The organism is Roseobacter fucihabitans (assembly GCF_014337925.2).
GTDB classification, from domain to species: Bacteria; Pseudomonadota; Alphaproteobacteria; order Rhodobacterales; family Rhodobacteraceae; genus Roseobacter; species Roseobacter fucihabitans.
Genome location: NZ_CP143423.1, coordinates 2,179,425 through 2,201,509, shown reverse-complemented (window position 1 = coordinate 2,201,509; position 22,085 = coordinate 2,179,425). Strand labels below are relative to the sequence as shown.

Sequence of the window (22,085 nt, the reverse complement as noted above, 5' to 3'; positions counted from 1 at the left end):
CCAGCGAGCCCCCGAAACCAAGTTCTGCTGCTCTATCCGATTTACACGCCACAATATCCGACTACCGTTAGCTGCTGGGCAAGGGCTTCCGTTCAACCAAGGCTTTCGGTCTCTATCAGGAACTATATGTGAGAATCGAAAGGACGCCTTATGCCACGCGAAAAGTTGCAACCCATGAGAAGAACAATTAGGCGTCATCAGCTTCGCGAGATGGTACCGTTGGCTGACACCACCATCTATGAACTCGAAAGACGTGGAGAATTCCCAAGACGGTTTCGATTGTCAGCCAGGTGCGTTGTCTGGGACCAAGGCGAGGTAGAGGCATGGCTCGACGAGCGCCGTAGGATATCGGACGCTAAAACAGATAAGCGAGCCCCTATACCGGACGTACGCTTACGCAAAGCCCGCCCGGTCAAACCGTCGGTTCGGGGACGAGAAGGTCCATCGCAGGCGGATAGAGCGTAGGTTGATATTTCTGACCTGCCATCCAAGCGTCCACGAGATTGGCCCACTCTTGCATCATATGTCGGCGCTGGTGCTCATACTCGGCCTTGTTGTAAATTCCGCGCGATGACCGTCCGTCTTCGTGTGCAAGACATTTTTCAATCCAGTCAACATTGAACCCCAGTTCGTTCAACAGCGTTGAGCCAGTTCGGCGCAGGTCGTGAACGGTGAAGTGTTCGAGAGGTAGGCCCTCCTTTTGTGCTCGTATGATTACAGCTTTTGTTACGCGGTTGAATGTCGCCCGCGACATTGGGGCATCCGCGTCATAACGTGAAGGAAGCAGATATCTGGAATTGCCTGCGCAGGTCTTCAGCGCGATCAGTATGTCGATCGTCTGTTGTGCCAGGTAAATGTTATGGGGCTTGGATCGCTTCATTCTTTCCTTCGGAATCGACCAAACCGCGTTTTCAAAATCGACTTCATCCCAAGTTGCGTCTTGAAGTTCGCTCTTTCTAACCATGGTCAACAGGAACATTTTGACGCCCAGACGAATGGTCGGAAGGGTCGCGACATGTTCAAGCTGGTTTAGCATGATCCTTATCTCTGAGGGCAACAGCGACCGGTCTCTTGGAACGAACGTGGCTATGGACGACGGTCCAACCTCATCCGCAGGATTGGCGACTTTCTCTCCGTGAAGGATCGCGAATGCGTAGATGAGTTTCACGATGTCCCGAACATGGACGGCGGTCGCTGGTGCGCCGCGATCCTTTACCGTTGCGCATCTCATTCGCAGGTCGTCAGCACTGATCTCCGACAGCAACCGATTTCGGAACGTTGGAAGAATATCCCGCTCAAACACGGAACGCCGCATGGCGCGCGTACTGTCCGCCATCTTGGCTTCTTTCAACCACCGTTCGCCAAACTCACCGAAGCTCTTCGCTTCTTTCAGGCGACGCTTGTCGCGTTGCTTCTCCTGCGCGGGCGAACGACCTTCGGCAATGAGACGCTTCGCATCGATCAATGCCTCTCGAGCGCGAGCCAGAGATAGGCCCGCTGAGCCATATCGACCAAGGGTGAGCGTCTCACGACGATCATTCAAACGATAGTCGAAACGGAACATGATTGCGCCCGAAGGTTGAACCATGACGTATATACCGTCACAGTCCGAAATTTTATACAATTTGTCCCTTGGTTTCAGGGATCTAAGGGCGGCATCTGTCAGCATAACACTCTCCCAAAACTGGGTTTATCGAGCGAAAATACGGAAATATACCGTCAGCTGGAATTTCACATCCGATTTCGATATTTTATCCAATAAATCAGCATGTTATGGAGATATTTATACCGTCATCGCCTTGGAAGTGCTGATATTATATCAGATTTCGACATATTTCGAAATCCCGCATACCGTCAGGTATACCCTCATAATATTCGATAGCCCACCGATAGATATTAAAGCATCTCGCATGTTGTATTATTTGTTATCAGATACTTAGTTCGCCCTCTAGAGGGAAATCGGCTACGCTGGCGCAGGCAAAGTTATTCCCACTCGATGGTGCCGGGAGGTTTGGAGGTGATGTCATAGGTCACACGGTTGATCCCTGGTACCTCATTGATGATGCGCGTGGCGGTTTCGCCCAGGAACTCATGGCTGAACGGATAATAATCCGCAGTCATGCCGTCCACCGATGTCACAGCGCGCAATGCACAGGCGAAATCATAGGTGCGCCCGTCGCCCATCACGCCCACGGTGCGCACGGGCAAAATCGCCACGAAGGCTTGCCAGATTTCATCATAGAGCCCATGTTTGCGGATTTGGTCGATGTAAACGGCATCAGCCTCGCGCAGGATATCAAGTTTCGCCCGCGTGATTTCGCCAGGACAGCGGATCGCGAGGCCCGGCCCGGGAAAGGGGTGACGTCCGATGAAACTTTCGGGCAGGCCCAATTCACGCCCCAGCGCGCGCACCTCATCCTTGAAGAGTTCGCGCAAAGGTTCGACCAATTGCATGTTCATCCGCTCGGGCAATCCGCCGACATTGTGGTGCGATTTGATGGTGACGGACGGCCCCCCCGAAAAGCTGACCGATTCGATGACATCGGGGTAAAGCGTCCCCTGGGCGAGGAATTCCGCGCCCCCCATTTCACGGGCATGACGTTCGAACACTTCAATGAACAGCCCGCCAATGATCTTGCGCTTGGTCTCTGGGTCGCTGACACCGTCGAGTTTGCCCAGAAACAGATCGGATTCATCGGCATGGATCAGCGGCAGGTTATAATGTTCGCGAAACATACCCACGACCTGTTCGCTTTCATTTTTGCGCATCAGCCCATGATCGACATAGACGCAGGTCAGCTGATCGCCGATGGCCTCATGGATCAACACCGCCGCGACGGAAGAATCAACCCCGCCCGACAGCGCGCAGATCACCCGGCCCGAGCCGACCTGATCGCGGATCCGCTGGATCGCCTCCTCGCGGTAGGCCCCCATCGTCCAATCCCCGCGAAACCCGGCCAGACGCACGAAATTCTCGTAGAGTTTCGATCCATTCGGCGTGTGGTGGACCTCGGGGTGAAACTGTACCGCATAGAAATTGCGTTCGATATCGCCGGTAATGGCAAAGGGGGCGTTGGGCGAGGTGCCATAAACCTCGAAACCGGGCGCGATTTCACTGACGTGATCGCCGTGGCTCATCCAGACCTGCTCGCGGTCCGCCTCAAACCAGCCCTGCAATAAGGCCAGACGGCGCGTCTGCGGCGTCACGAAGGCGCGTCCAAACTCTGCCGTGCCGTGACCGCGCTCTACCTTGCCGCCCAGACATTGCATCATCACCTGCTGACCATAGCAAATCCCAAGGATTGGCACGCCCAGTTCAAACACGCCTTTGGGGGGCATGGGTGCGCCATCGGCAAAAACCGACGCCGGGCCACCGGAAAAAATCACCGCTTTGGGGGCAAATTCGGCCAGAAACGCGTCTGTTACGATGTTGAACGGATGAATTTCGCAATAGACGTTCAATTCACGCAAGCGCCGCGCAATCAGCTGCGTTACCTGGCTGCCAAAGTCGATGATGAGGAGGCGGTCATGATCATGTGTGTGCATGAGTGCTGATTAGGCGCGCCGCGCGCGCGTGGCAAGGGCCGGAATGAGGCTAACGTCGGTCAGGCTTGCGAAATTTGCACAGTGTGCCGCGTGACCCGGAGCGTTATGTCGCTTTTTTCCCTGCAAAGACGTTAACCGCATCAATAGGTCGGGCGGAATAGGATAGCACCGGCCCTAACACAGGACGGGAGACGGAAATGGTGCAAGCAGCAGAGCGCAGAGGCAGACGGGGCGGTGGCGGAGCAGCCCGGCGCGCCGAACGCAGTGCCGTGTCTTTTGAGACCGCGCGATTCATCGAACGCAATATCCCGAATTTCGAGGTTTTGACCGAGGAAGCCCTGGAAATCATCGAAACCAACGCGGAAACGGTCCTTGAAGAGATCGGCGTGAATTTTGTCGAAAACCCCGTGGCGCTGCAACGCTGGCGTGATGCCGGTGCGGATGTTGAGGGCGAACGGGTGCGCATTCCGCGCGGGTTGGCGCGTCAGCTGTGCAAGACCGCGCCCTCCAGCTACACGCAACATGCGCGCAACCCGGCGCGCAACGTCGAGGTCGGCGGGCGCAATCTGGTGCTTGCGCCGGTTTACGGCCCGCCTTTTGTGCGCGACGCCATCGGCGGGCGGCGCTATGCCACGATGGAAGATTTCCGCAAATTCGTGAAGCTGGGATATATGTCCAAATGGCTGCACCATTCGGGAGGCACGGTGTGTGAGCCCACCGATCTGCCGGTGAACAAGCGCCATCTTGATATGTTGCAAGCTCATATGACATTGAGCGACAAGCCGTTCATGGGATCCGTCACGGAACCCTCACGCGCGCAGGATTCGGTGGATATGTGCGGATTGCTGTTTGGTGAAGACTTCGTTCAGCAAAACACTGTGATGACCTCGCTGATCAATATCAACTCGCCGATGACCTTTGATGACGTGATGATGGGGGCCTTGGAGGTCTATGCGAAAAATAACCAAGCCTGCATTATTTCGCCCTTTATCGTGGGCGGTGCCATGGCACCCGTGTCCGTTGCGGGGACATTGACGCAGGTTCTGGCCGAAACCATGGCGGGCATCGCCTATAGCCAGCTGATTCGTCCCGGTGCGCCGGTGATCATGGGGGCCTTTGTGACCTCTATCGACATGAATTCGGGCGCGCCGACCTTTGGCACACCGGAGGCTGCGCATATCACCTATGGGGCCGGACAATTGGCACGCCGTCTTGGGTTGCCCTACCGCTCCGCCGGATCGTTTTGTGGCTCAAAACTACCCGATGCGCAGGCCGCTTACGAGACTTCCAACAGCCTGAACATGGGGCTGTTGTCGGGCGTGAATTTCATGCTGCACGCCTGTGGTTGGCTTGAAGGCGGTCTTGTGTCGTCGTTTGAAAAATTCGTGATGGACGCGGACCAACTCGGCACGCTGCACCACCTGGCGCGCGGGATTGAGATCGACACCAATGCACAGGCCATGGACGCCATCCGCGAGGTCGGCCCCGGTGGTCATTATCTTGGATGCGAGCACACGCAGAATAACTTCAAGGCTGCCTTCTGGAAGTCAGACCTCTTGGATTACAAACCCTACGAAACCTGGGAGGATGAAGGGGGCCGGGACACGCAAGCCCTTGCCAGTTTGCGTGTTGAGAAGATGCTGAACGACTATCAGCAACCTGCTTTGGATCCCGCCATCGATGAGGCGATTTCGGATTATGTCGCACGCAAGAAATCCGAAATGCCCGACAGCTTTATGTAACGCAGGCGGCTTGTGAGGCTTGCAGCACGCGGGCCTCACCCAGCATCGCAATCAGCACATCCACGTGGCGGATCAGGCTGTAGCTTGTATCTCCGCCTGTGCGCTGCGTGTTTAAATCTGCTTCGATCTCCATCAGCTTCAGCAGCGCCGAACCATGCCGGGGCAATATCCCATAGCCCAGCAATCGTGGCAGGTGGACGGCGCGTCTGTAGTCTTCTGCACCAATACGTGCGGCGCGCATAAGAAGTGGTGGCCGGCGAATGGCGTGCAGCATTGAGATCAGGTCTTGCATGTGGTTTTCCTTTATATCCGTCTTTCCCCAACAGAGCTTTTTCACTCTGCTGAGACGGATATTACATGCAACATTGACCTGTTGCGCAGGCCTTCAAATCCACGCGCGTTGGGTTTAGGGACTTGTTAACCGTTTGAAACATTAGGATTTTGTTAAGAAATCAACGGGCTGTGCGGCGGCGTGGGATGTGAAGGGCCGGGGCGTTGCGTGCGCCGCGCTGCAAGCGTGCGCAGGTTTAAATACTGTTTATGTTTTAGATACAATACTTGCTAAATCAGAAACTGTTAACCATCCGGTAACGCGTTCATCTTTAGGTTGTATTTGACACAAATTGAATCAACTAAGAGAACAATACGGTGCCAATGACATGAACGAGCTAGAAACACCTTCTTTGCGACACAATGAGGCCCATCAGACCGCTTTGCCGGATTGGGTTCCAGCAGCGGCGCAGGTCTATCTGGCCCATACCGAAGCAGGACTGCCAATCCGAGCGCTCGCGCGGGCGGCAGGCTGCCACGCCTCAACGATACTGCGCCAAATTCGGCGGGTTGAGACACGGCGTGACGATCCATTGGTGGATGCGGCCCTCAAGGCATTGGGTGCTGCTCATTTTGTTACCGGCGCCACCGCAGTGCAAGAGCTTAAAAAGGACGCAATGCCCATGAGTTTTCAAGATCGAATGACGACCCCCTTGGGTGACCCGGATACCCCTCCCAGTGAAGCCTCGCTGATGGCAGAGGGCGCGCGCGTGCTGCGCAGGCTCTGCGAAAAAGGGGCTGTATTGGCGGTTGCCGCCGAAATGGAAAAAGCCGTGATTGTGCGTGACGGTGCCGGAACGCAAGCCACCCGTACCGGCGTTGTGACGCGTAAGATCGCCGAGGCGATGGCGTTGAAGGAATGGATATCACCGCAAACCACGGGCAAAATCACGCGCTATACGATTACGGCGGCCGGGCGGGCGGCGTTGGAGGGGATGCTTGGCAGCGAAGAAGGCATCATCGCTGTGGGCGGTTTTGCCGAAGCCCCTGCCGATTTCGCGGGTCAGCGCAACAATTGGGGCGAAAAAACCCTGCCTGATGTGGATACCGGGCGACCGCGCCGTATGCGCTACAATCTGGCTGAAAGCCCGCTGACAGCACTGGCGCGGCGGCGCGACAAGAACGGCGAGAATTTTCTGGACGATGATCTGGTTACGGTCGGGGAACGTCTGCGTGAAGACTTCGAATTGGCGCAAATGGGCCCCCGCGTGACCCAGAATTGGGACCGCTTCCTGACGTCTGGCGGGTGTGGCAGCTTCGTTCCCGACAGCGGTGTCGGCGATGGGCCCTCCAATGCGCGCAAGCGTGTTGCCGATGCGCTGGCGGACCTCGGGCCTGGCCTTTCCGATGTCGTATTGCGCTGCTGTTGCTACCTTGAGGGGCTGGAGACGGCAGAGAAAAAACTGGGGTGGTCGGCGCGTTCGGGCAAGATCGTGCTGCGCATCGCGCTGATGCGGCTGAAACGGCATTATGACGAGACGATTGGTCCGGGCGGCCCCTTGATCGGGTAACTTCCCAAAGCGGTCGGATAAACCATCACAAGGGCGTCTTTTTGGCGCCCTTTGTCGTTTTGGGCAGTAATGAAATGCATGGCTCCCATGTGCCCTGCGACCGGAGCGCCGGTTGAATCTCTCCCTACAATCCGTTTACACAGGGGATGACCCTGGGCGCGTTCACCGCCTGCTGTTTGAGGAACACCATTATGGCCCCGCGCGATCTGAAAATTCCCGAGCAACGCCACCCTGAAAAAGCCCGCCGTCCCGATAATCCGCAACCCAAAAAGCCCGCCTGGATTCGCGTCAAGGCCCCCGGCGGCGAAGGTTATGCGAAAACCGCACGGATCATGCGCGAACATAAATTGGTCACCGTCTGCGAAGAAGCCGGGTGCCCGAACGTCGGGGAGTGTTGGAGCCAGGGCCATGCCACTATGATGATCATGGGCGAGGTCTGCACCCGCGCTTGCACGTTCTGCAACATCGCAACGGGCAAACCGCCTGACGCGCTGGATGCTTTTGAGCCCGGACGCGTGGCGCATGCCGTGGAGAAGCTGGGCCTCAATCATGTGGTCATCACCTCGGTGGACCGCGATGACGTCGAGGATGGGGGTGCGGATCATTTTGCGCAGACGATTCGCGCCATCCGGCATCGCAGCCCGGATACGACAATCGAAATCCTGACGCCTGATTTCATCAAATGCGCGCCCGAAGCGCTGGAGCAGGTGGTGCAAGCGCGCCCGGATGTCTTCAACCACAACCTTGAAACGGTGCCCGGATTATACCCCGAAGTGCGCCCCGGCGCGCGGTATTTCCATTCGCTGCGCCTGTTGCAGCGCGTGAAAGAGCTCGATCCTGGCATGTTTACGAAATCAGGGATCATGGTGGGCCTTGGAGAGGACAAACAGGCCGTGATGCAGGTGATGGAAGACATGCGCGCCGCTGACATCGATTTTCTGACCATCGGGCAATATCTGCAACCGACTCCAAAGCACCACGCGGTGGACCGTTTCGTGCACCCTGATGAGTTTGCGGCCTATGAAAAAGCGGCTTATGGCAAGGGGTTCCTCATGGTTTCAGCGACACCGCTGACGCGGTCATCTTATCATGCGGGTGATGATTTTGCACGGTTGCGGGCTGCGCGAAATCGCAAGCTCGGTATCGCCTGAAGCGGGAATGATCATGGCTGCGGGGAATTCCTTTTGAGAATTCCCGTTAAGAGGTGGGCGTCATTGATGTAGTGGTGGAAGAAATTTTCTATCAAGAGTTGTGGTTATGACCGATTCCTACTGGGCGATTTGCGCCCTCCGCGATATCCAGAAGTCTCTGGACACTCAAAAATACGATGTGGCTACCCATCATATCGATGATGCCATCAACGCAATCACCGCGCGTGATGCGCAATCGGATCCCGCGCCTGAGGCATAGACCCTCTTTTCGAGCCGTTCGGTAGAAACCCAGGCCCCATCTGCGCGAATCGCACGGATTACATCGCGTGAACCGGACTGAGTCTGACATGACCCCTTTGGCAAGCCCGAGGAAGAGCGATGCAATGGCCGTTTGACCGCCGGTGCCATCGTCGTTGCTCTTGGAACGGCACGCTCAAAGTGCTTTCTGAGAAAAGAGGATTTTCTGATATATTTAGTACCGTTTTATATGGCTCCTGGTCCCACGGCACCGCGGCCGACCAACAGTTCACATTTCTAGAAAAATGAAGGAAAATGGTATTATTGCACTGGCAAGAAGCCTTTGGTCGGAACTCTTAGGGCTGTTCTGGATCAAAAGCCCTCTCAGAATGGTGGTTTTTGAACCGACGGGGGCCTATCATCGCGCATTTGAGCACGTCCTTTATCAAGGAAAAATGCCCTTTGGTGAAAGATAATCCGCTTTTGCGCGCCGATTTGCGCAAGCGGGAGGTGTTTTGACGAAGAGGTATAGGGTTGATGCCGCAGTTCTGGCACCAGAGGGATAGAACTGGTGAGCGTGATATACTACCCGTCTTCAAACCGCACCTTGCCAATATAGGGCAGGTTGCGATTGCGTTGGGCAAAATCGATGCCGTAGCCCACGACAAATTCATCCGGGATCTCGAAACCTGTCCAACTCGCTTTGAAATCGACCTCGCGCCGGCTGGGTTTGTCCAGCAATGCGATGGATTTCAGACGCGCGGGCAGGCGGCTTTCCAACAGGTGCGTCACATGGTTTAACGTGTGCCCGGTGTCGACGATATCCTCCACCACCAACACATCTCGCCCCTCTATGGTACCGCGTAAATCCTTGAGAATACGCACTTCCCGGCTACTTTCCATGCCGTCACCATAGCTCGAGGCTTCCAGAAAATCGACCTCGATGGGCAGGTCTAATTCGCGCACCAGATCGGCGATAAACACGAAACTGCCCCGCAGCAGGCCGACCACCACCAACTTATCAGTACCGGCAAATTCGGTCTGGATTTCGCGGCACAACTCTTCAATGCGCGCGGCAATCGACTTGGCGGAAATCATTTCATCTATGACATATGGACGCGTGGACATGGGTTAGGCCTTGATCTTGAACGACGGAAATAGGACACGAATGGCTAACCTTAGTAAATCGACAAAGCAATGCCTACGCACTCAGAGACCCGGAAGCTGCCGTATTCGGCGCAACAAATGTATGACCTCGTGGCCGATGTGGCGCGCTATCCAGAGTTTTTGCCCTGGTGTTCGGCGGCGCGCGTGAAATCCGTGACGCCCCAGGACAATCAACAGATCATGGTGGCCGATCTGGTTGTGAGTTTTAAGGTGTTTCGCGAACGTTTCACCAGCCGTGTCGTGTTGACCCCGGATGACAAGAATATCGATACCGAATATCTTGATGGGCCTTTTCGATACATGAAATCCAATTGGGCTTTCGCGGATGTTGAGGGGGGCTGCGAAGTCAGTTTCTTTGTCGATTTCGCTTTTCGAAACATGATCCTGGAACGTCTGATCGGTGTGGTTTTCAACGAGGCGATGCAGCGGATCGTGCGGGCTTTTGAGGCGCGGGCCGAGGCGCTTTACGGAAAACCGGGGTCCTGAAACGATGGCCGTTGGCGCATGAGTATCACGGACCATCTCATCGCTTTTTGCACGGCGCCAACTGACCGCGCGGCATGCGAGATGATGCGCCTTTCGCTGTTTGACTGGGCCGCCTGTGGCATCGCCGGGGCGCAGGAGGGCGGCTTTGATCGGTTCCAAAAATCCATAGGCGCACAAGGCGGGCAGGGCGAGGCGATGGTGTTTGGCGGTGCCCTCATGCCCGCACCCGCAGCCGCCTTGATCAATGGCACGCTCAGCCACGCTCTGGATTTCGACGACACGCATTTCGCCCACATCGGTCATCCCTCCGTGGCGGTTGCGCCTGCCGCGCTTGCTGTGGCGCAACGGGAGGGGCGCGATTTTGACGCGATGTTTGACGCCGCGCTGATTGGTGTAGAGGCATCCATCCACGTCGGCCTCTGGCTGGGGCGCGATCATTATCAGATCGGATTTCACCAGACGGCGACCGCGGGGGCCTTCGGGGCGACGCTGGCCGCAGCGCGGCTTTTAGGGCTGTCTGAGGTCGAGACCCGCCACGCATTGGGGCTTTGTGCCTCGCTGGCCTCGGGGATTAAGGCGCAATTTGGCACCGGCGGCAAACCTCTGAATGCGGGGTTGGCCGCGCGCAGCGGTGTCGAGGCGGCGCTCTGGGCGCAGTGCGGCATGAGTGCGGCAGCGGACGGGTTGGCCGGGCCTTTGGGGTTTGGCCCGACCCATCACGGCGCGCAGGATGAGACCCATTTGGCCGCGCTTGGTAAAACACCCTGGCAAATCCTGTCGATCAGCCACAAGCTCCACGCCTGCTGTCACGGGTTGCACGCGATGCTGGAAGCTTTGGATGGTGTGTCGGTCGACGCGCAAGAGATTGAAAGCATAGAGGTAAAAACTCATCCTCGCTGGTTAAGCGTTTGCAACATTCCCGAGCCCGACACCGGTCTGGCGAGTAAGTTCAGTTACCGGCACACGGCCGCCATGGCCATGCTGGGAAAATCCACGGCGCAGCGCAATATGTTCAGCGATGTGATGGCGCAGGACGCTGAGGTCCTCGCCTTGCGCCGGAAGGTCACGGTAAAAGGCGATACCGATTTGAGCGAGATGCAGGCCGAAGTGACGATTATGTTGACCTGCGGCAAGAGGATTGATGTGTCGCATGATCTTGCCGCGCCGCTTCCCGAGGCCATCCGGCAGCAAAAATTGCGCTCAAAAGCGACGGATCTGCTTGGCGCGGCGCGTGAAACGCGGCTTTGGTCGGCCATAAAGACCAGCGATATGACCGGGTTTTTGGAGACGATTGGAAGCTCAGAGCGCGGCGAGCAGTAGTTTCAATGCATGATCACGGGCAGCGGCGCGCACCTGCGCCCGACCTCTTGACCCGAATTCGACCGTTTCACTGCGCAAGGTCGCACCCAGCGCCACGCCAAAACAAACCCGACCTTCCGGCTTGTGTTCGGACCCACCCGGACCTGCAATGCCGGTGATCGATACGGCCAGTTGCGCATGAGAGGCCCGAAGCGCGCCCTGCGCCATTTGTGCGGCGACCTGCTCGGAAACCGCGCCATGCGCGTCAAGCGCTTGTGGGGTGACGCCCAGCATCTCAACTTTTGCGGCATTGGTATAGGTCACGAAGCCACGCTCGAGCACAGCGGAAGATCCCGGAATATCGGTGAGCGCCGCTGCGACCATCCCACCGGTACAGCTTTCAGCGACACATATCATGACGCCTGAAAGCTTAGCCTTTTCAAGGACCTCTTCGGCGATATTCATGTTAGAATGCCATGATACAACCCGGCCAGAACCAAAACACCCAGAGCGGCGAAGAACCCCGCGATCACGTCATCCAGCATCACGCCCAATGCATCGCCGCGCCGGTCCGCCCAGCCGACAGGGCCCGGTTTGAGGATGTCAAACAGGCGAAACAGCGCAAAGGCGGCGATCCAGCCCGGCCACATCACCAGAATATTCAACCCCATCGACCAGGCCGCATAAGAGAGCGGCAAAAGCGCGATCCATTGCCCGACCAACTCATCTACGACGATCTCGGAGGGGTCATGATCCGCACTATCTTTGGTCATCTGCGCGGTGGCCCACCAGCCTTTTGCGAAAGCCACGACCACCCCCAGCAGCAGCAAGGGAAACCCGCCCAGAACATGCAACAACCACCCCCAGGGCAGGGCCACGAGCGAGCCCCATGTGCCTGGCGCGGGGCGGATATAACCGACCCCGGCGAGCGTTGCGATGAGTTTTGCGAGCCCCTTCATGGTTTCACCAAAGCGGCCGTGGCGATGCAGGCGATACCCTCGCCGCGCCCGGTGAACCCGAGTTTCTCGGAGGTCGTCGCCTTGACCGACACGCGCGCCACATCAAGCCCCATGATCGCGGCCATGCCCGCGCGCATCGCATCGCTATGGGGTCCGATCTTGGGAAATTCACAGATCAGCGTGCAATCCACGTTACTGATCGAAAACCCCATTTCAGCCGTTAATTCAACGGCATGGCGTAGAAACACATCACTGGACATCCCCTTCCATTGTGGATCGCTGGGCGGAAAATGCTGGCCGATATCGCCCTGCGCGAGCGCGCCGTAAATCGCATCCGTTACCGTATGCAGCCCTACATCTGCATCCGAATGCCCGACCAACCCGTGATCATGCGGGATTTTCACACCGCACAGGATCACATGATCGCCCGCCCCAAAAGCATGCACGTCAAAACCATTGCCAAGCCTAATGTCCATCGCGCGCCCTCAGAATGCGTTCGGCCCGCTCAAAATCCTCGGGCAGGGTGATTTTAATATTATCCTCGTGACCCGGCGTGATCGCAACATCCATTCCCGCGAGGCGTGCCAGCTCCACATCATCAGCTCCCCCCTCGGGAAATTGGCGATGCGCGGCGAGGATCGCTTTGAGATCAAAACCCTGCGGTGTCTGCGCGCGAAAAAGCCCGGTCCGATCAACGGTTTGCTCCACATGTCCCGATGTGCCGCGCCACAGCGCATCAACGACCGCCACGGCAGGGGCCGCAGCCTTGTGACTTTGCAAGGCTGCGATCACACCGTCAATCACGTCGCGCATGATGCAGGCCCGTGCCGCGTCGTGGATCAAGACCTGATCATAGTCTGGCGCGACCTGTTCCAGCCCGGCCCGCACCGAGAGGCTGCGCGTCTCGCCGCCTGCGACGACATCGGCATCAAAGCCTCCGGGCCATAGGCCAGCGGCGATGTCCGCGCCGTTCATGACCAATACCACGCGCGACACCCGCGGATGTCTGACAAAGGCCTGCACGGCAAAATATGTGCTGCTGTGCCCGGCGAGCGGGCGCCATTGTTTCGGGGTATCGCCTCCCGCGCGCAGGCCACGCCCCGCCGCGACGATAATTGCTGCGATTTTCATATCCGAGGGGCCATTGTCATGTCTCTGTGTCTAAGAGTTTGGCGGCGGAGAGGCAATTGCTCTGATGACGTGCCTAATAAATGGGCACCTTGACGTAAGCAAGCTGTGCAATAGGTCTGATATATTGAGATAAAATCGTTGCATGGATAGGGTTCCAGCACATGCCTAAGGATTAATCGCTTGCCTGCCTCTGCCTTTCCCTTTGTTTTATCGCCTCCGGTGATGTTGGCCCCCATGGCGGGAATCACCGACTTGCCGTTTCGCTCGCTCGTCGCCACCTTTGGGGCGGGGCTGGTGGTGTCGGAAATGGTCGCCAGCCAGGATATGTTGAATGCCCGTCCGGGCAGCCGTGAAAAGGCGGAATTGGGTCTGGGCCAGGTGGGCACTGCCGTCCAACTTGCCGGACGTGAAGCCGCCCCCATGGCCGAAGCCGCTCGGATGGTCGAAGGGCAGGGCGCGCAGGTCATCGACATCAACATGGGTTGTCCCGCCAAGAAGGTCACGCAGGGCTTTTCCGGCTCCGCTCTGATGCGCACCCCGGATCACGCGCTGACTTTGATCGAGGCGGTGGTGAATTCGGTGCAAATCCCGGTCACGCTTAAAACTCGGCTGGGGTGGGATGACGGCTTGCTCAATGCGCCCGACATCGCGCGGCGCGCGGAAGCGGCGGGGATCCGGCTGATTACCATCCACGGACGCACCCGGTGCCAGTTCTATAAAGGGCGCGCGGATTGGGCCGCGATCAACGCGGTGAAACGTGCGGTTTCTATCCCGGTGATTGCCAATGGCGATATCATCGATACCGCCTCGGCGCGACATGCTCTGAAATTGTCGGGCGCGGATGGTATCATGATCGGGCGCGGCGTGCGGGGGCGACCCTGGCTGTTAGCGCAGATTGCACATGATTTATTTGCCACCCCGGCTCCGGTTGTGCCCAAGGCCAAGCAATACGCCGAAATGGTGGCGCAGCATTACGACGCCATGATTGCATTTTACGGCCCCGACGTGGGGCTGCGCGTCGCACGCAAACATCTGGGGTGGTATATGGACAGCTGCGCCACGCCGCAGGATTTGCGCCAGGCGGTGTTGAGGGCAACGAGCATCCGCGAAACTCAGGCGCTGATCTTGCAGGCCTGTGCGTTCGATCAACTGGTGGCCGCATGACATCGGATTTCTCCATTTGGGCGAGCCTGCCTGTGCCGACGCTGATCATCGCGCCGGATGAGGGCATTCTGGACATCAACTCCGCCGCCGAAGGGTTTTTGAACGTCTCCTCCAAATCCGTAAAGGGCGTGCCGGTCTGGGATCTGATTGCGGTGAATGATCCGTTGGAGGCCGCCTTTGAGCGCGCCCGCACCACCAATACGCCGCTTTTTGTCAATGATGTGGATGTGGGCAGCGGGGAGCGCGCGCCGATGCAGTCGGATTTGCAGGTGGCCCCTTTGGTCGGCCACCCCGGTCATATGATCCTGATGATCTCGCCGCGCGAATTGGCCGGTCGGATGACACAAAACCACTCTGTGAAATCCGCCGCTAAATCCGCGATCGGCATGGCGGAAATGCTGGCGCATGAGATCAAGAACCCGCTGGCGGGGATCACGGGGGCGGCGCAATTGCTGAGCATGAACCTGAGCCCGCAGGATCTGGAACTGACCGATCTGATCGTCGAGGAGAGCCGCCGGATCGTCAAGCTGCTGGGACAGGTGGAGCAATTTGGCAACCTCTCGGCACCAGATTTCCAACCCGTCAATGTGCATGATGTGCTGGACAAGGCACGTCGCTCGGCGCTTTTGGGATTCGGGGCGCATATGAAGATCATTGAGGATTACGACCCCTCCCTGCCCATGGCGCAGGGGGATCCGGATCAATTGCTGCAAGTGATCCTGAACCTACTGAAGAACGCCTCGGAAGCCTCGAACGGCGCGCCGGGCACGATCCGGTTGCACAGCTATTTTGAGCATTCCTTTCGCTTGCGCCGCTCTGACGGCTCCGGTCAATCCTTGCCCTTGCAGGTCGAGGTGATCGATGATGGTCCCGGCTTGCCCGAAGCGATCAAGGGGGATGTGTTTGACCCGTTTGTATCGGGGCGCGAAAACGGCACGGGCCTCGGTCTGGCGCTGGTCAGCAAGATCATCTCGGACCATCACGGCTGGATTTCCGTCACCTCGGTGCCCGGAAAAACCGTGTTTCGTATTTCCCTGCCGCGCGCGCCGATAACGCCCGAGCAGGCCCCCCCAAAGGAGAATTGATCTATGGATGGCACGGTATTGGTTGCGGATGATGACCGCACGATCCGAACGGTTCTGACCCAGGCCCTGACACGCGCGGGCTGCAAGGTGCATGCCACCTCCAGCCTGACCACGCTGATGCGCTGGGTCGGGGAGGGGAAGGGCGATGTGGTCATATCGGACGTGATGATGCCGGATGGCAATGGTCTGGAAATGCTGCCGAAAATCGCACAGGACCGTCCCGGCCTGCCGGTCATCGTGATCTCCGCGCAAAACACCATCATGACCGCCATTCAGGCCGCCGAAGCCGAGGCCTATGATTATCTGCCCAAGCCGTTTGACTTGCCCGATCTGATGAAACGCACGGCGCGCGCGCTTGAGATGCGTCCGCAGAACCAGCGCGTTGTCGAGGACGCCAACCAGCGGCCCGACGAATTGCCGCTGGTGGGGCGCACCGCGTTGATGCAGGCGCTGTACCGCGTGGTGGCGCGGGTGATGAATACCGATCTGCCGGTGTTGATATGGGGAGAATCGGGCACCGGAAAATCTCTGATTGCGCGCTCCATTCACGATTTTTCGGACCGTCGCAGCCTGCCGTTCATCAACGCCTCAGCAGAGGAGTTACGGGATCTGGAGGGGCCTGCACGGCTTTTGGCGCGGGTTAAGGGGGGGACGCTTCTGATCGAGGAAATCGCCGATCTGCCCGCTGAGCTGCAGGCGCGTCTGGTCCATATGATGGATTCCCCCGGCGAGTATGCACCGCGCTTTCTGGCCACCAGCCAATCCGATCTGGCCGGTGCGATGGAGGCGGATCGCATGCGCAAGGATCTTTATTATCGATTAAGCGGCGCGACGCTTACCGTGCCCGCGCTGCGCGAACGCGTAGATGACATTCCAATCCTGACGGAATATTTTTTGGCGAAAATGGAAGTGACGGGCACAGGACCACGCGCCCTGTCGCGTGAAGCCATTGAGATATTTCGTAATTACAGCTGGCCGGGCAACGTGCGTCAGCTTGAAAATGCAGTCCGTCGCCTGGGGCTGACCAGCCGGGCAACTGAGATATCGGTCTCGGAAGTCGAACAGGTTCTGGGCGCGCAACCCGATCTCGAACCGATGCGTGTGGCGGGCAACACCGATAAGCTGGGCGCATCTGTTGAGGCCCATTTGCGGCGGTATTTTGATCTTCATGGCAACATGCTGCCTCCTGCGGGGCTTTATGCGCGTATTTTGCGTGAGGTCGAAGCGCCGCTGATCGAAATCGCGCTCGAAGCGACGGGCGGAAACCAGGCGAAATGCGCCGATCTGCTCGGCATAAATCGGAACACTTTGAGAAAAAAGATCACCGATCTCGATATTGAGGTGACACGGCGTCGCAAATTGATGTAAAACTGCCACATAAACCGTGGCCATTGGGGGACACCCCCTGATCAGGACCACAAAATAGAGCGGTACGGCGCGCTTGCGCCACATCATAAGTGAGGTCATCGGGTGAACCCCCGGGTAGAAAAGTCACTATGGCTGCGGCTAGGGCGCTTGCGTCGTATTCGCCGTGTGCGCAATTTCGCGACCTTGGGGCTTGTTGTGCTCGGGCCGGTGCTGGCGCTTTCGACCTATCTGGTGTTGGGCCCGTTGGGGCAGGCGGGCAATACGCTGGGCCTGCGGCTGATCCTGCTGGCCGATCTGGTGTATATTCTGGTTGTGGCGGCCCTTGTTCTGGCGCAGGTCGGGCGGCTGATTGCGGCGCGGCGTGCCAAATCCGCGGGCTCCCGGCTGCACCTGCGCCTGACGGGTGTTTTTGCGCTCATGGCGCTTATTCCGACCGTGACGGTGGCGATCTTTGCGGGTCTGACGGTGAATGTGGGGCTTGAGGGGTGGTTTTCGGACCGGGTACGCCAGGTGGTGGGCAACTCACTTGCCGCCGCCGAAGCCTATGAAATCGAGCAGCGCGAGGATCTTGCAGAGGATGCGCGGGCGCTCGCACGCAGCCTCGATGAGGCGCGCCGCACCGGGGTCAATGTCTCCGACAGCGAATTGCTCAGCGACGGGCAACGCCAGATACAGCGCGGGTTGCGTGAGGCCTATCTGATTGACGGCACAGGCGATATCCGCGCGCGCGGTGATCGCTCTTATCTGTTTGATTTCGAGCGTCCCTCTGAAGAGCAGCTGAGTGGTGCCGATGAGGTGCCGGTTCTGGTCATCGAGGATTGGAGCAATAATGAATATCGCGCTCTGGTGCGCCTTTCCGGCTTTGTGGACCGGTTCCTTTACATCAGCCGCGAGGTGGATGGTGAAATCCTCTCACTGCTGGATGAAACCAAGGAAACGGTGCGGCTCTATGAGCAATTGGAGAGCGAACGCGGGCGCCTTCTGTTTGATTTTGTCCTGCTTTATCTGGCCTTTGCGGTGATCCTGATCCTTGCAGCCATCTGGTTGGGGCTGTGGTTTGCGGAACGTCTTTCGGTGCCTGTGGGGCGGCTGACGGGGGCTGCGCAACAGGTCGGCGCGGGGGATCTGGACGTGCAGGTGCGCGAGGATGAGGGCGATGATGAGATCGCCATGCTGGGGCGGTATTTCAACCAGATGACAAAGCAGCTCAAGGCGCAACGTGATGCATTGGTTGAAAACACCGAGCAGATTGAACGCCGCCGCCGGTTGTTTGATTCCGTGCTGAGTTCGGTCACATCAGGTGTTGTGGGTCTGGACCCTGAGGGGCGCGTCAGATTTGTGAACAAATCCGCCGAACGGCTGTTGGATTGGAAAGCAGGTCAGGAAACACTGGCGATCAAAGTTGCTGTACCGGAATTTGGACCGATCTTTGATACAATAACCCAGCCTCATTATGAGGTGGCGCAGGGCGAGGTCAAAGTCACCCGGCAGCGCCGTTTGGAAAACCTGCTGGTGCGTATGGCCAAGCGGCGCTCGCAGTCCGGGGAGCTGGAAGGCTATGTGGTCTCCTTTGATGACGTGACCGATCTGGTGAGCGCGCAGCGCATGGCCGCCTGGGGCGATGTCGCGCGCCGGATCGCCCATGAGATCAAGAACCCGCTGACGCCGATTCAACTTTCGGCGGAGCGGATCAAGCGGAAGTTTTCCTCAAAAGTCGGCGAGGACAGCGAGGCGCTGGAACAGATGACGGGCGTGATCATCCGCCAGACCGGTGATCTGCGTCGCATCGTTGATGAATTCTCGAAATTTGCACGGATGCCGGAGCCTGACCGCAAGGCGCTTGATCTGACCGCGCTCGTGGGGGATGCAGTCTTGTTGCAGCAAACCGGACAACCGAATGTGCAGATCGCCGCAAAATTTCCGGATGCGCCCATCAAGGCAGATCTGGATGCGACAATGATCAGCCAGGCCCTTACAAACCTGATTAAGAACGCAGGCGAAGCCATTGAAACATTGCTGAAAAAAGGCGCGCCAGACGGGCATTCAGCGATGATCAAAGTGCAGCTCACCACAGATCAGGATCGCGCAGTGATCACCGTGGCCGACAATGGAATCGGGTTGCCGGAAGATCGCGCGCGCCTGTTTGAACCCTATGTCACGACGCGCAGCGAAGGCACCGGCCTTGGCCTGCCCATCGTCAAGAAGATCATCGAAGAGCATGGCGGCACATTGACCCTTGAGGATGCGCCGCTCTTTGAAGGCCAAAGCCAGGCAGGGGCGATGGCGATCATCAGTTTGCCCTGCTCAACAGACACCGCACAAACCGAACCGCCCCCCTTGCTGGAAGGAAATACCCCATGAGCGATATACTCATTGTTGACGACGAACGTGATATTCGGGAATTGATTTCGGATATCCTGATTGATGAAGGCTATGGCACCCGGCTGGCGGGCAATTCCGATGATGCGATGGCGGCGATCAATGCCGACGCCCCGGCGCTCATTGTGCTCGACATCTGGCTCAAGGACAGCCGCATGGATGGGATCGATATCCTCAAGACCGTCAAGCGGGATAACCCGGATGTGCCCGTGGTGATCATCTCAGGGCATGGCAACATCGAGATCGCGGTCGCCGCGATCAAACAGGGGGCCTATGATTTCATCGAAAAACCCTTCAACATTGACCAATTGCTGGTGGTCATTCGCCGCGCCATGGAGACCTCGCGTCTGCGCCGTGAAAACCAGAGCCTGCGCCGCCGTGATGTGACGAGTTCCGATATGATCGGTGAATCTGCGGGGTTCCGGGCGCTGGTTGGGCATTTGGACAAGGTGACCAAATCCAATGGGCGTGTGATGCTGACGGGGCCTGCGGGATCGGGCAAGGATGTCGCCGCGCGCTATATTCATGCCAATTCCAACCGGGCCTCGGCACCCTTTGTGACGATGAATTGCGCCGGGGTCGCCCCCGAGCGCATGGAGGAAGTGCTGTTTGGCCGCGAAACCGCGGAGCGGGGTGTCGAGCCCGGTCTGCTGGAGGAGGCACATGGCGGGGTGGTTTATTTCGACGAGGTCGCGGATATGCCGGTCGGCACCCAATCCAAGATCCTGCGGGTGCTGGTGGATCAGCAATTCCAGCGGGTGGGCGGCAATGACAAGGTGCGCGTTGATCTGCGGGTGATTTCCTCGACCAACCGGGATCTGACAGCGGCAATTGTGGCGGGGACGTTCCGCGAAGAACTGTATCATCGCCTGAACGTGGTGCCGATTGCGGTGCCTTCGCTGGAAGAACGGCGCGAGGATATTCCGATGCTGGCGCGGCATTTCATAGCTGAGATGAACGCGGCACAAGGCCTGCCGCTGCGCGAGATCAGTGAAGACGCGGAGGCCTTGATGCAAACCATGGTCTGGCCCGGCAATGTGCGCCAGCTGAAAAACCTGGTGGAACGGGTGTTGATCCTGGGCGATGGCACGGGACCCATAGAGGCGCGTGAATTGCCGGGCACCGAAGAGGGCAGCGATGACGAAAGCCGTGTGGTTTTGTCGGGGGCTTTGGCGACGCTGGCGTTGCGTGAAGCGCGCGAGGCCTTTGAGCGGGAATACCTGCTGACGCAGATCAACCGCTTTGGGGGTAATATATCGCGCACGGCGAATTTCGTCGGGATGGAACGCTCTGCCCTGCACCGCAAATTGAAATCTCTGGGCGTGGTGACCTCTGCCAAATCAGGCGCGCGCGTGGCGCATGTGGATGAGGAAATCGACGCCGCCGAGTGATCAAGAACCGTTCGCCATAATGCAGAACGAATTGCCTTGCGCCTCAGAGGCGCGGGTCAGCGTCTGGATCAATCCGTTTGAGCGTCCAATTCCGCCAGAACATCCACCCCCTGCATTTTCAGGAAATGCAGCATGTCGATGAAGATCCAGTTCTCTGCCAGCTTGTCGCCCGCGCGTCGGTAGACATCCACGACCCGCATGTCCGCGCGGGTGTCGCTGCCCGGCACGCCCATGAACCCGTTGCTGTTGGTCAGCGTCAGGTTGGGCCAGCCAAAGAAACCGCCATATGTCCCTTCGGCCATGCGACACAGATGACCATTATAGGTCCTGTCTGAGATACCTGTCCTGAAGGGGCGCTGATGCTGTTCAATGTAGCGCTCAATCGTGTAGGTGGCCCCGATCCCGGCAGGCCCCCACCAGATCATGTCATGATGCCAGTCCACCGCCAGTTCTTCTTGCGGGGAGGGTGGTTTTTGGGCGACATTGGCGTGGTTGATCGACCCGATCATATTGTTGATGCGCGCGAGCGTCCGCACCCCTTCACGCGGGTCCTGGGCCCCATGCAACAGACCATCATGGGTCATCGGCCCCGGCTGTACCAGGTGCTGCCCGGTTTGAGGCGCACGCAAAGGGTTCAGCCCGGCCTGCATCATCAGGTGCAACAGATCGACAAAAAGCGCGCTGCGTGTGATCCGCCCGTCCTCAACCTTGTTGAATTCCGCATAACGTACAAAGGTCATTTTCCGGCTCGCAGGGATGTTCAGAAACGGCGCATCAAACAGCCCCATCAAGTGACCCATGGAGCAGGTCCAAACCCCCTGAAACCCGTCGATTTCGTTTAGCCCGGCGAAAAAGATATCTTGCCGCCGCTGAACATTGGAAAAAGCGCGCAGAAAAGGCGTCCAGAATGTAGCGCCGATCGCTTGTGGCCCGGTCTGTTCGTGAAACGGATGCATCCCGTACCAGTGGCAGGCCGGATCCAACCTCTGCGCCAGAACGTCCGCAACCGTGTCGGGGGTGGCACTGGCAAGTGCTGCGTAGTGATCTTGCACCAACGCTTTGGCGGGTTGCACATCAGGGGCGGTGGGATTCGATATATTCATGGCACCGAGCATTAGGAAAACCCGCAACCGTTTTCC

General features: G+C 58.1%; 21 protein-coding genes. 12 read left to right on the top strand and 9 right to left on the bottom strand.

All coding sequences use genetic code 11. The features are described from left to right. Positions 1 to 150 precede the first annotated feature (150 nt). Positions 151 to 465 carry an AlpA family phage regulatory protein gene (locus tag ROLI_RS10745; protein WP_338469261.1) on the top strand — a complete coding sequence of 105 codons (315 nt, stop codon included), beginning with the start codon at positions 151 to 153 and terminating at the stop codon, positions 463 to 465. On the opposite strand, the gene ROLI_RS10740 is transcribed toward ROLI_RS10745, so the two are convergent. Then, positions 413 to 1,669: a tyrosine-type recombinase/integrase gene (locus tag ROLI_RS10740; RefSeq protein ID WP_338469260.1), complete on the bottom strand. Its 1,257-nt coding sequence runs from the start codon at positions 1,667 to 1,669 to the stop codon at positions 413 to 415. The two genes, ROLI_RS10745 and ROLI_RS10740, sit on opposite strands and share 53 nt — an antisense overlap. A 314-nt stretch (positions 1,670 to 1,983) precedes the next feature. After that, a complete protein-coding gene (gene guaA, locus ROLI_RS10735) occupies positions 1,984 to 3,546 on the bottom strand; it encodes a glutamine-hydrolyzing GMP synthase (protein WP_187431885.1) in 1,563 nt (520 codons plus the stop codon). A 197-nt stretch (positions 3,547 to 3,743) separates the two neighbouring features. Between guaA and ROLI_RS10730 the strand changes: the two genes are divergently transcribed. Then, positions 3,744 to 5,288 carry a trimethylamine methyltransferase family protein gene (locus ROLI_RS10730; protein WP_187431884.1) on the top strand — a complete coding sequence of 515 codons (1,545 nt, stop codon included), beginning with the start codon at positions 3,744 to 3,746 and terminating at the stop codon, positions 5,286 to 5,288. On the opposite strand, the gene ROLI_RS10725 is transcribed toward ROLI_RS10730, so the two are convergent. Continuing rightward, the gene (locus tag ROLI_RS10725) at positions 5,281 to 5,580 is read right to left on the bottom strand and encodes a DUF6477 family protein (RefSeq protein ID WP_187431883.1); all 300 of its coding nucleotides are present in this window, start codon (positions 5,578 to 5,580) and stop codon (positions 5,281 to 5,283) included. The two genes, ROLI_RS10730 and ROLI_RS10725, sit on opposite strands and share 8 nt — an antisense overlap. 367 nt (positions 5,581 to 5,947) lie before the next feature. Here ROLI_RS10725 and ROLI_RS10720 point away from each other — a divergent pair, with 367 nt between their 5' ends. The 3 genes from ROLI_RS10720 (at position 5,948) to ROLI_RS10710 (ending at position 8,539) form a co-directional block, all read left to right on the top strand. Further along, positions 5,948 to 7,129, top strand: a complete 1,182-nt coding sequence (locus ROLI_RS10720) for a DUF6456 domain-containing protein (protein WP_187431882.1) — start codon at positions 5,948 to 5,950, stop codon at positions 7,127 to 7,129. A 191-nt stretch (positions 7,130 to 7,320) separates the two neighbouring features. Further along, entirely contained in the window at positions 7,321 to 8,280 is a 960-nt protein-coding gene (gene lipA, locus ROLI_RS10715; RefSeq protein WP_187431881.1) for a lipoyl synthase, read from the top strand. 106 nt (positions 8,281 to 8,386) lie between these two features. Then, positions 8,387 to 8,539 carry a hypothetical protein gene (locus ROLI_RS10710; RefSeq protein WP_187431880.1) on the top strand — a complete coding sequence of 51 codons (153 nt, stop codon included), beginning with the start codon at positions 8,387 to 8,389 and terminating at the stop codon, positions 8,537 to 8,539. A 563-nt stretch (positions 8,540 to 9,102) separates the two neighbouring features. Here the strand turns inward: ROLI_RS10710 and hpt are convergent. Then, the gene (hpt, locus tag ROLI_RS10705; RefSeq protein ID WP_187431879.1) at positions 9,103 to 9,645 is read right to left on the bottom strand and encodes a hypoxanthine phosphoribosyltransferase; all 543 of its coding nucleotides are present in this window, start codon (positions 9,643 to 9,645) and stop codon (positions 9,103 to 9,105) included. A gap of 69 nt (positions 9,646 to 9,714) precedes the next feature. On the opposite strand from hpt, the gene ROLI_RS10700 reads away from it, so the two are divergent. Together ROLI_RS10700 and ROLI_RS10695 are read left to right on the top strand one after the other, a co-directional pair. After that, a complete protein-coding gene (locus ROLI_RS10700; protein ID WP_187431878.1) occupies positions 9,715 to 10,170 on the top strand; it encodes a type II toxin-antitoxin system RatA family toxin in 456 nt (151 codons plus the stop codon). Between the two features lie 18 nt (positions 10,171 to 10,188). Next, the gene (locus ROLI_RS10695; RefSeq protein WP_187431877.1) at positions 10,189 to 11,490 is read left to right on the top strand and encodes an MmgE/PrpD family protein; all 1,302 of its coding nucleotides are present in this window, start codon (positions 10,189 to 10,191) and stop codon (positions 11,488 to 11,490) included. On the opposite strand, the gene ROLI_RS10690 is transcribed toward ROLI_RS10695, so the two are convergent. From ROLI_RS10690 to ispD, 4 genes are read right to left on the bottom strand one after another with little or no spacing between them, the layout of a single operon-like run. After that, positions 11,470 to 11,934 (bottom strand): CinA family protein, encoded by a 465-nt coding sequence (locus tag ROLI_RS10690; RefSeq protein WP_187431876.1) that lies wholly within the window; start codon positions 11,932 to 11,934, stop codon positions 11,470 to 11,472. The two genes, ROLI_RS10695 and ROLI_RS10690, sit on opposite strands and share 21 nt — an antisense overlap. Then, positions 11,931 to 12,428 (bottom strand): phosphatidylglycerophosphatase A, encoded by a 498-nt coding sequence (locus tag ROLI_RS10685; RefSeq protein WP_187431875.1) that lies wholly within the window; start codon positions 12,426 to 12,428, stop codon positions 11,931 to 11,933. Before ROLI_RS10685 ends, ROLI_RS10690 begins: the two co-directional genes overlap by 4 nt. Further along, entirely contained in the window at positions 12,425 to 12,904 is a 480-nt protein-coding gene (gene ispF, locus ROLI_RS10680; RefSeq protein ID WP_187431874.1) for a 2-C-methyl-D-erythritol 2,4-cyclodiphosphate synthase, read from the bottom strand. The genes ROLI_RS10685 and ispF overlap by 4 nt, the downstream gene beginning before the upstream one ends. Beyond that, entirely contained in the window at positions 12,894 to 13,559 is a 666-nt protein-coding gene (gene ispD / locus ROLI_RS10675; RefSeq protein WP_187431873.1) for a 2-C-methyl-D-erythritol 4-phosphate cytidylyltransferase, read from the bottom strand. Before ispD ends, ispF begins: the two co-directional genes overlap by 11 nt. A gap of 180 nt (positions 13,560 to 13,739) precedes the next feature. Between ispD and dusB the strand changes: the two genes are divergently transcribed. From dusB to ROLI_RS10650, 5 genes are all read left to right on the top strand, one after another. Then, on the top strand, positions 13,740 to 14,723 hold the full coding sequence (dusB, locus tag ROLI_RS10670; RefSeq protein ID WP_187431872.1) for a tRNA dihydrouridine synthase DusB: 984 nt from the start codon (positions 13,740 to 13,742) through the stop codon (positions 14,721 to 14,723). Beyond that, positions 14,720 to 15,808: a nitrogen regulation protein NR(II) gene (locus tag ROLI_RS10665; protein ID WP_187431871.1), complete on the top strand. Its 1,089-nt coding sequence runs from the start codon at positions 14,720 to 14,722 to the stop codon at positions 15,806 to 15,808. The genes dusB and ROLI_RS10665 overlap by 4 nt, the downstream gene beginning before the upstream one ends. 3 nt (positions 15,809 to 15,811) lie before the next feature. Then, the gene (locus tag ROLI_RS10660) at positions 15,812 to 17,176 is read left to right on the top strand and encodes a response regulator (RefSeq protein WP_187431870.1); all 1,365 of its coding nucleotides are present in this window, start codon (positions 15,812 to 15,814) and stop codon (positions 17,174 to 17,176) included. Between the two features lie 132 nt (positions 17,177 to 17,308). Beyond that, positions 17,309 to 19,537: a PAS domain-containing sensor histidine kinase gene (locus ROLI_RS10655; protein ID WP_187431888.1), complete on the top strand. Its 2,229-nt coding sequence runs from the start codon at positions 17,309 to 17,311 to the stop codon at positions 19,535 to 19,537. Further along, a complete protein-coding gene (locus ROLI_RS10650) occupies positions 19,534 to 20,946 on the top strand; it encodes a sigma-54 dependent transcriptional regulator (RefSeq protein ID WP_187431869.1) in 1,413 nt (470 codons plus the stop codon). The genes ROLI_RS10655 and ROLI_RS10650 overlap by 4 nt, the downstream gene beginning before the upstream one ends. A gap of 68 nt (positions 20,947 to 21,014) precedes the next feature. Here the strand turns inward: ROLI_RS10650 and ROLI_RS10645 are convergent, their stop codons facing one another. Next, entirely contained in the window at positions 21,015 to 22,049 is a 1,035-nt protein-coding gene (locus ROLI_RS10645) for a nuclear transport factor 2 family protein (protein WP_187431868.1), read from the bottom strand. Positions 22,050 to 22,085: the final 36 nt, after the last annotated feature.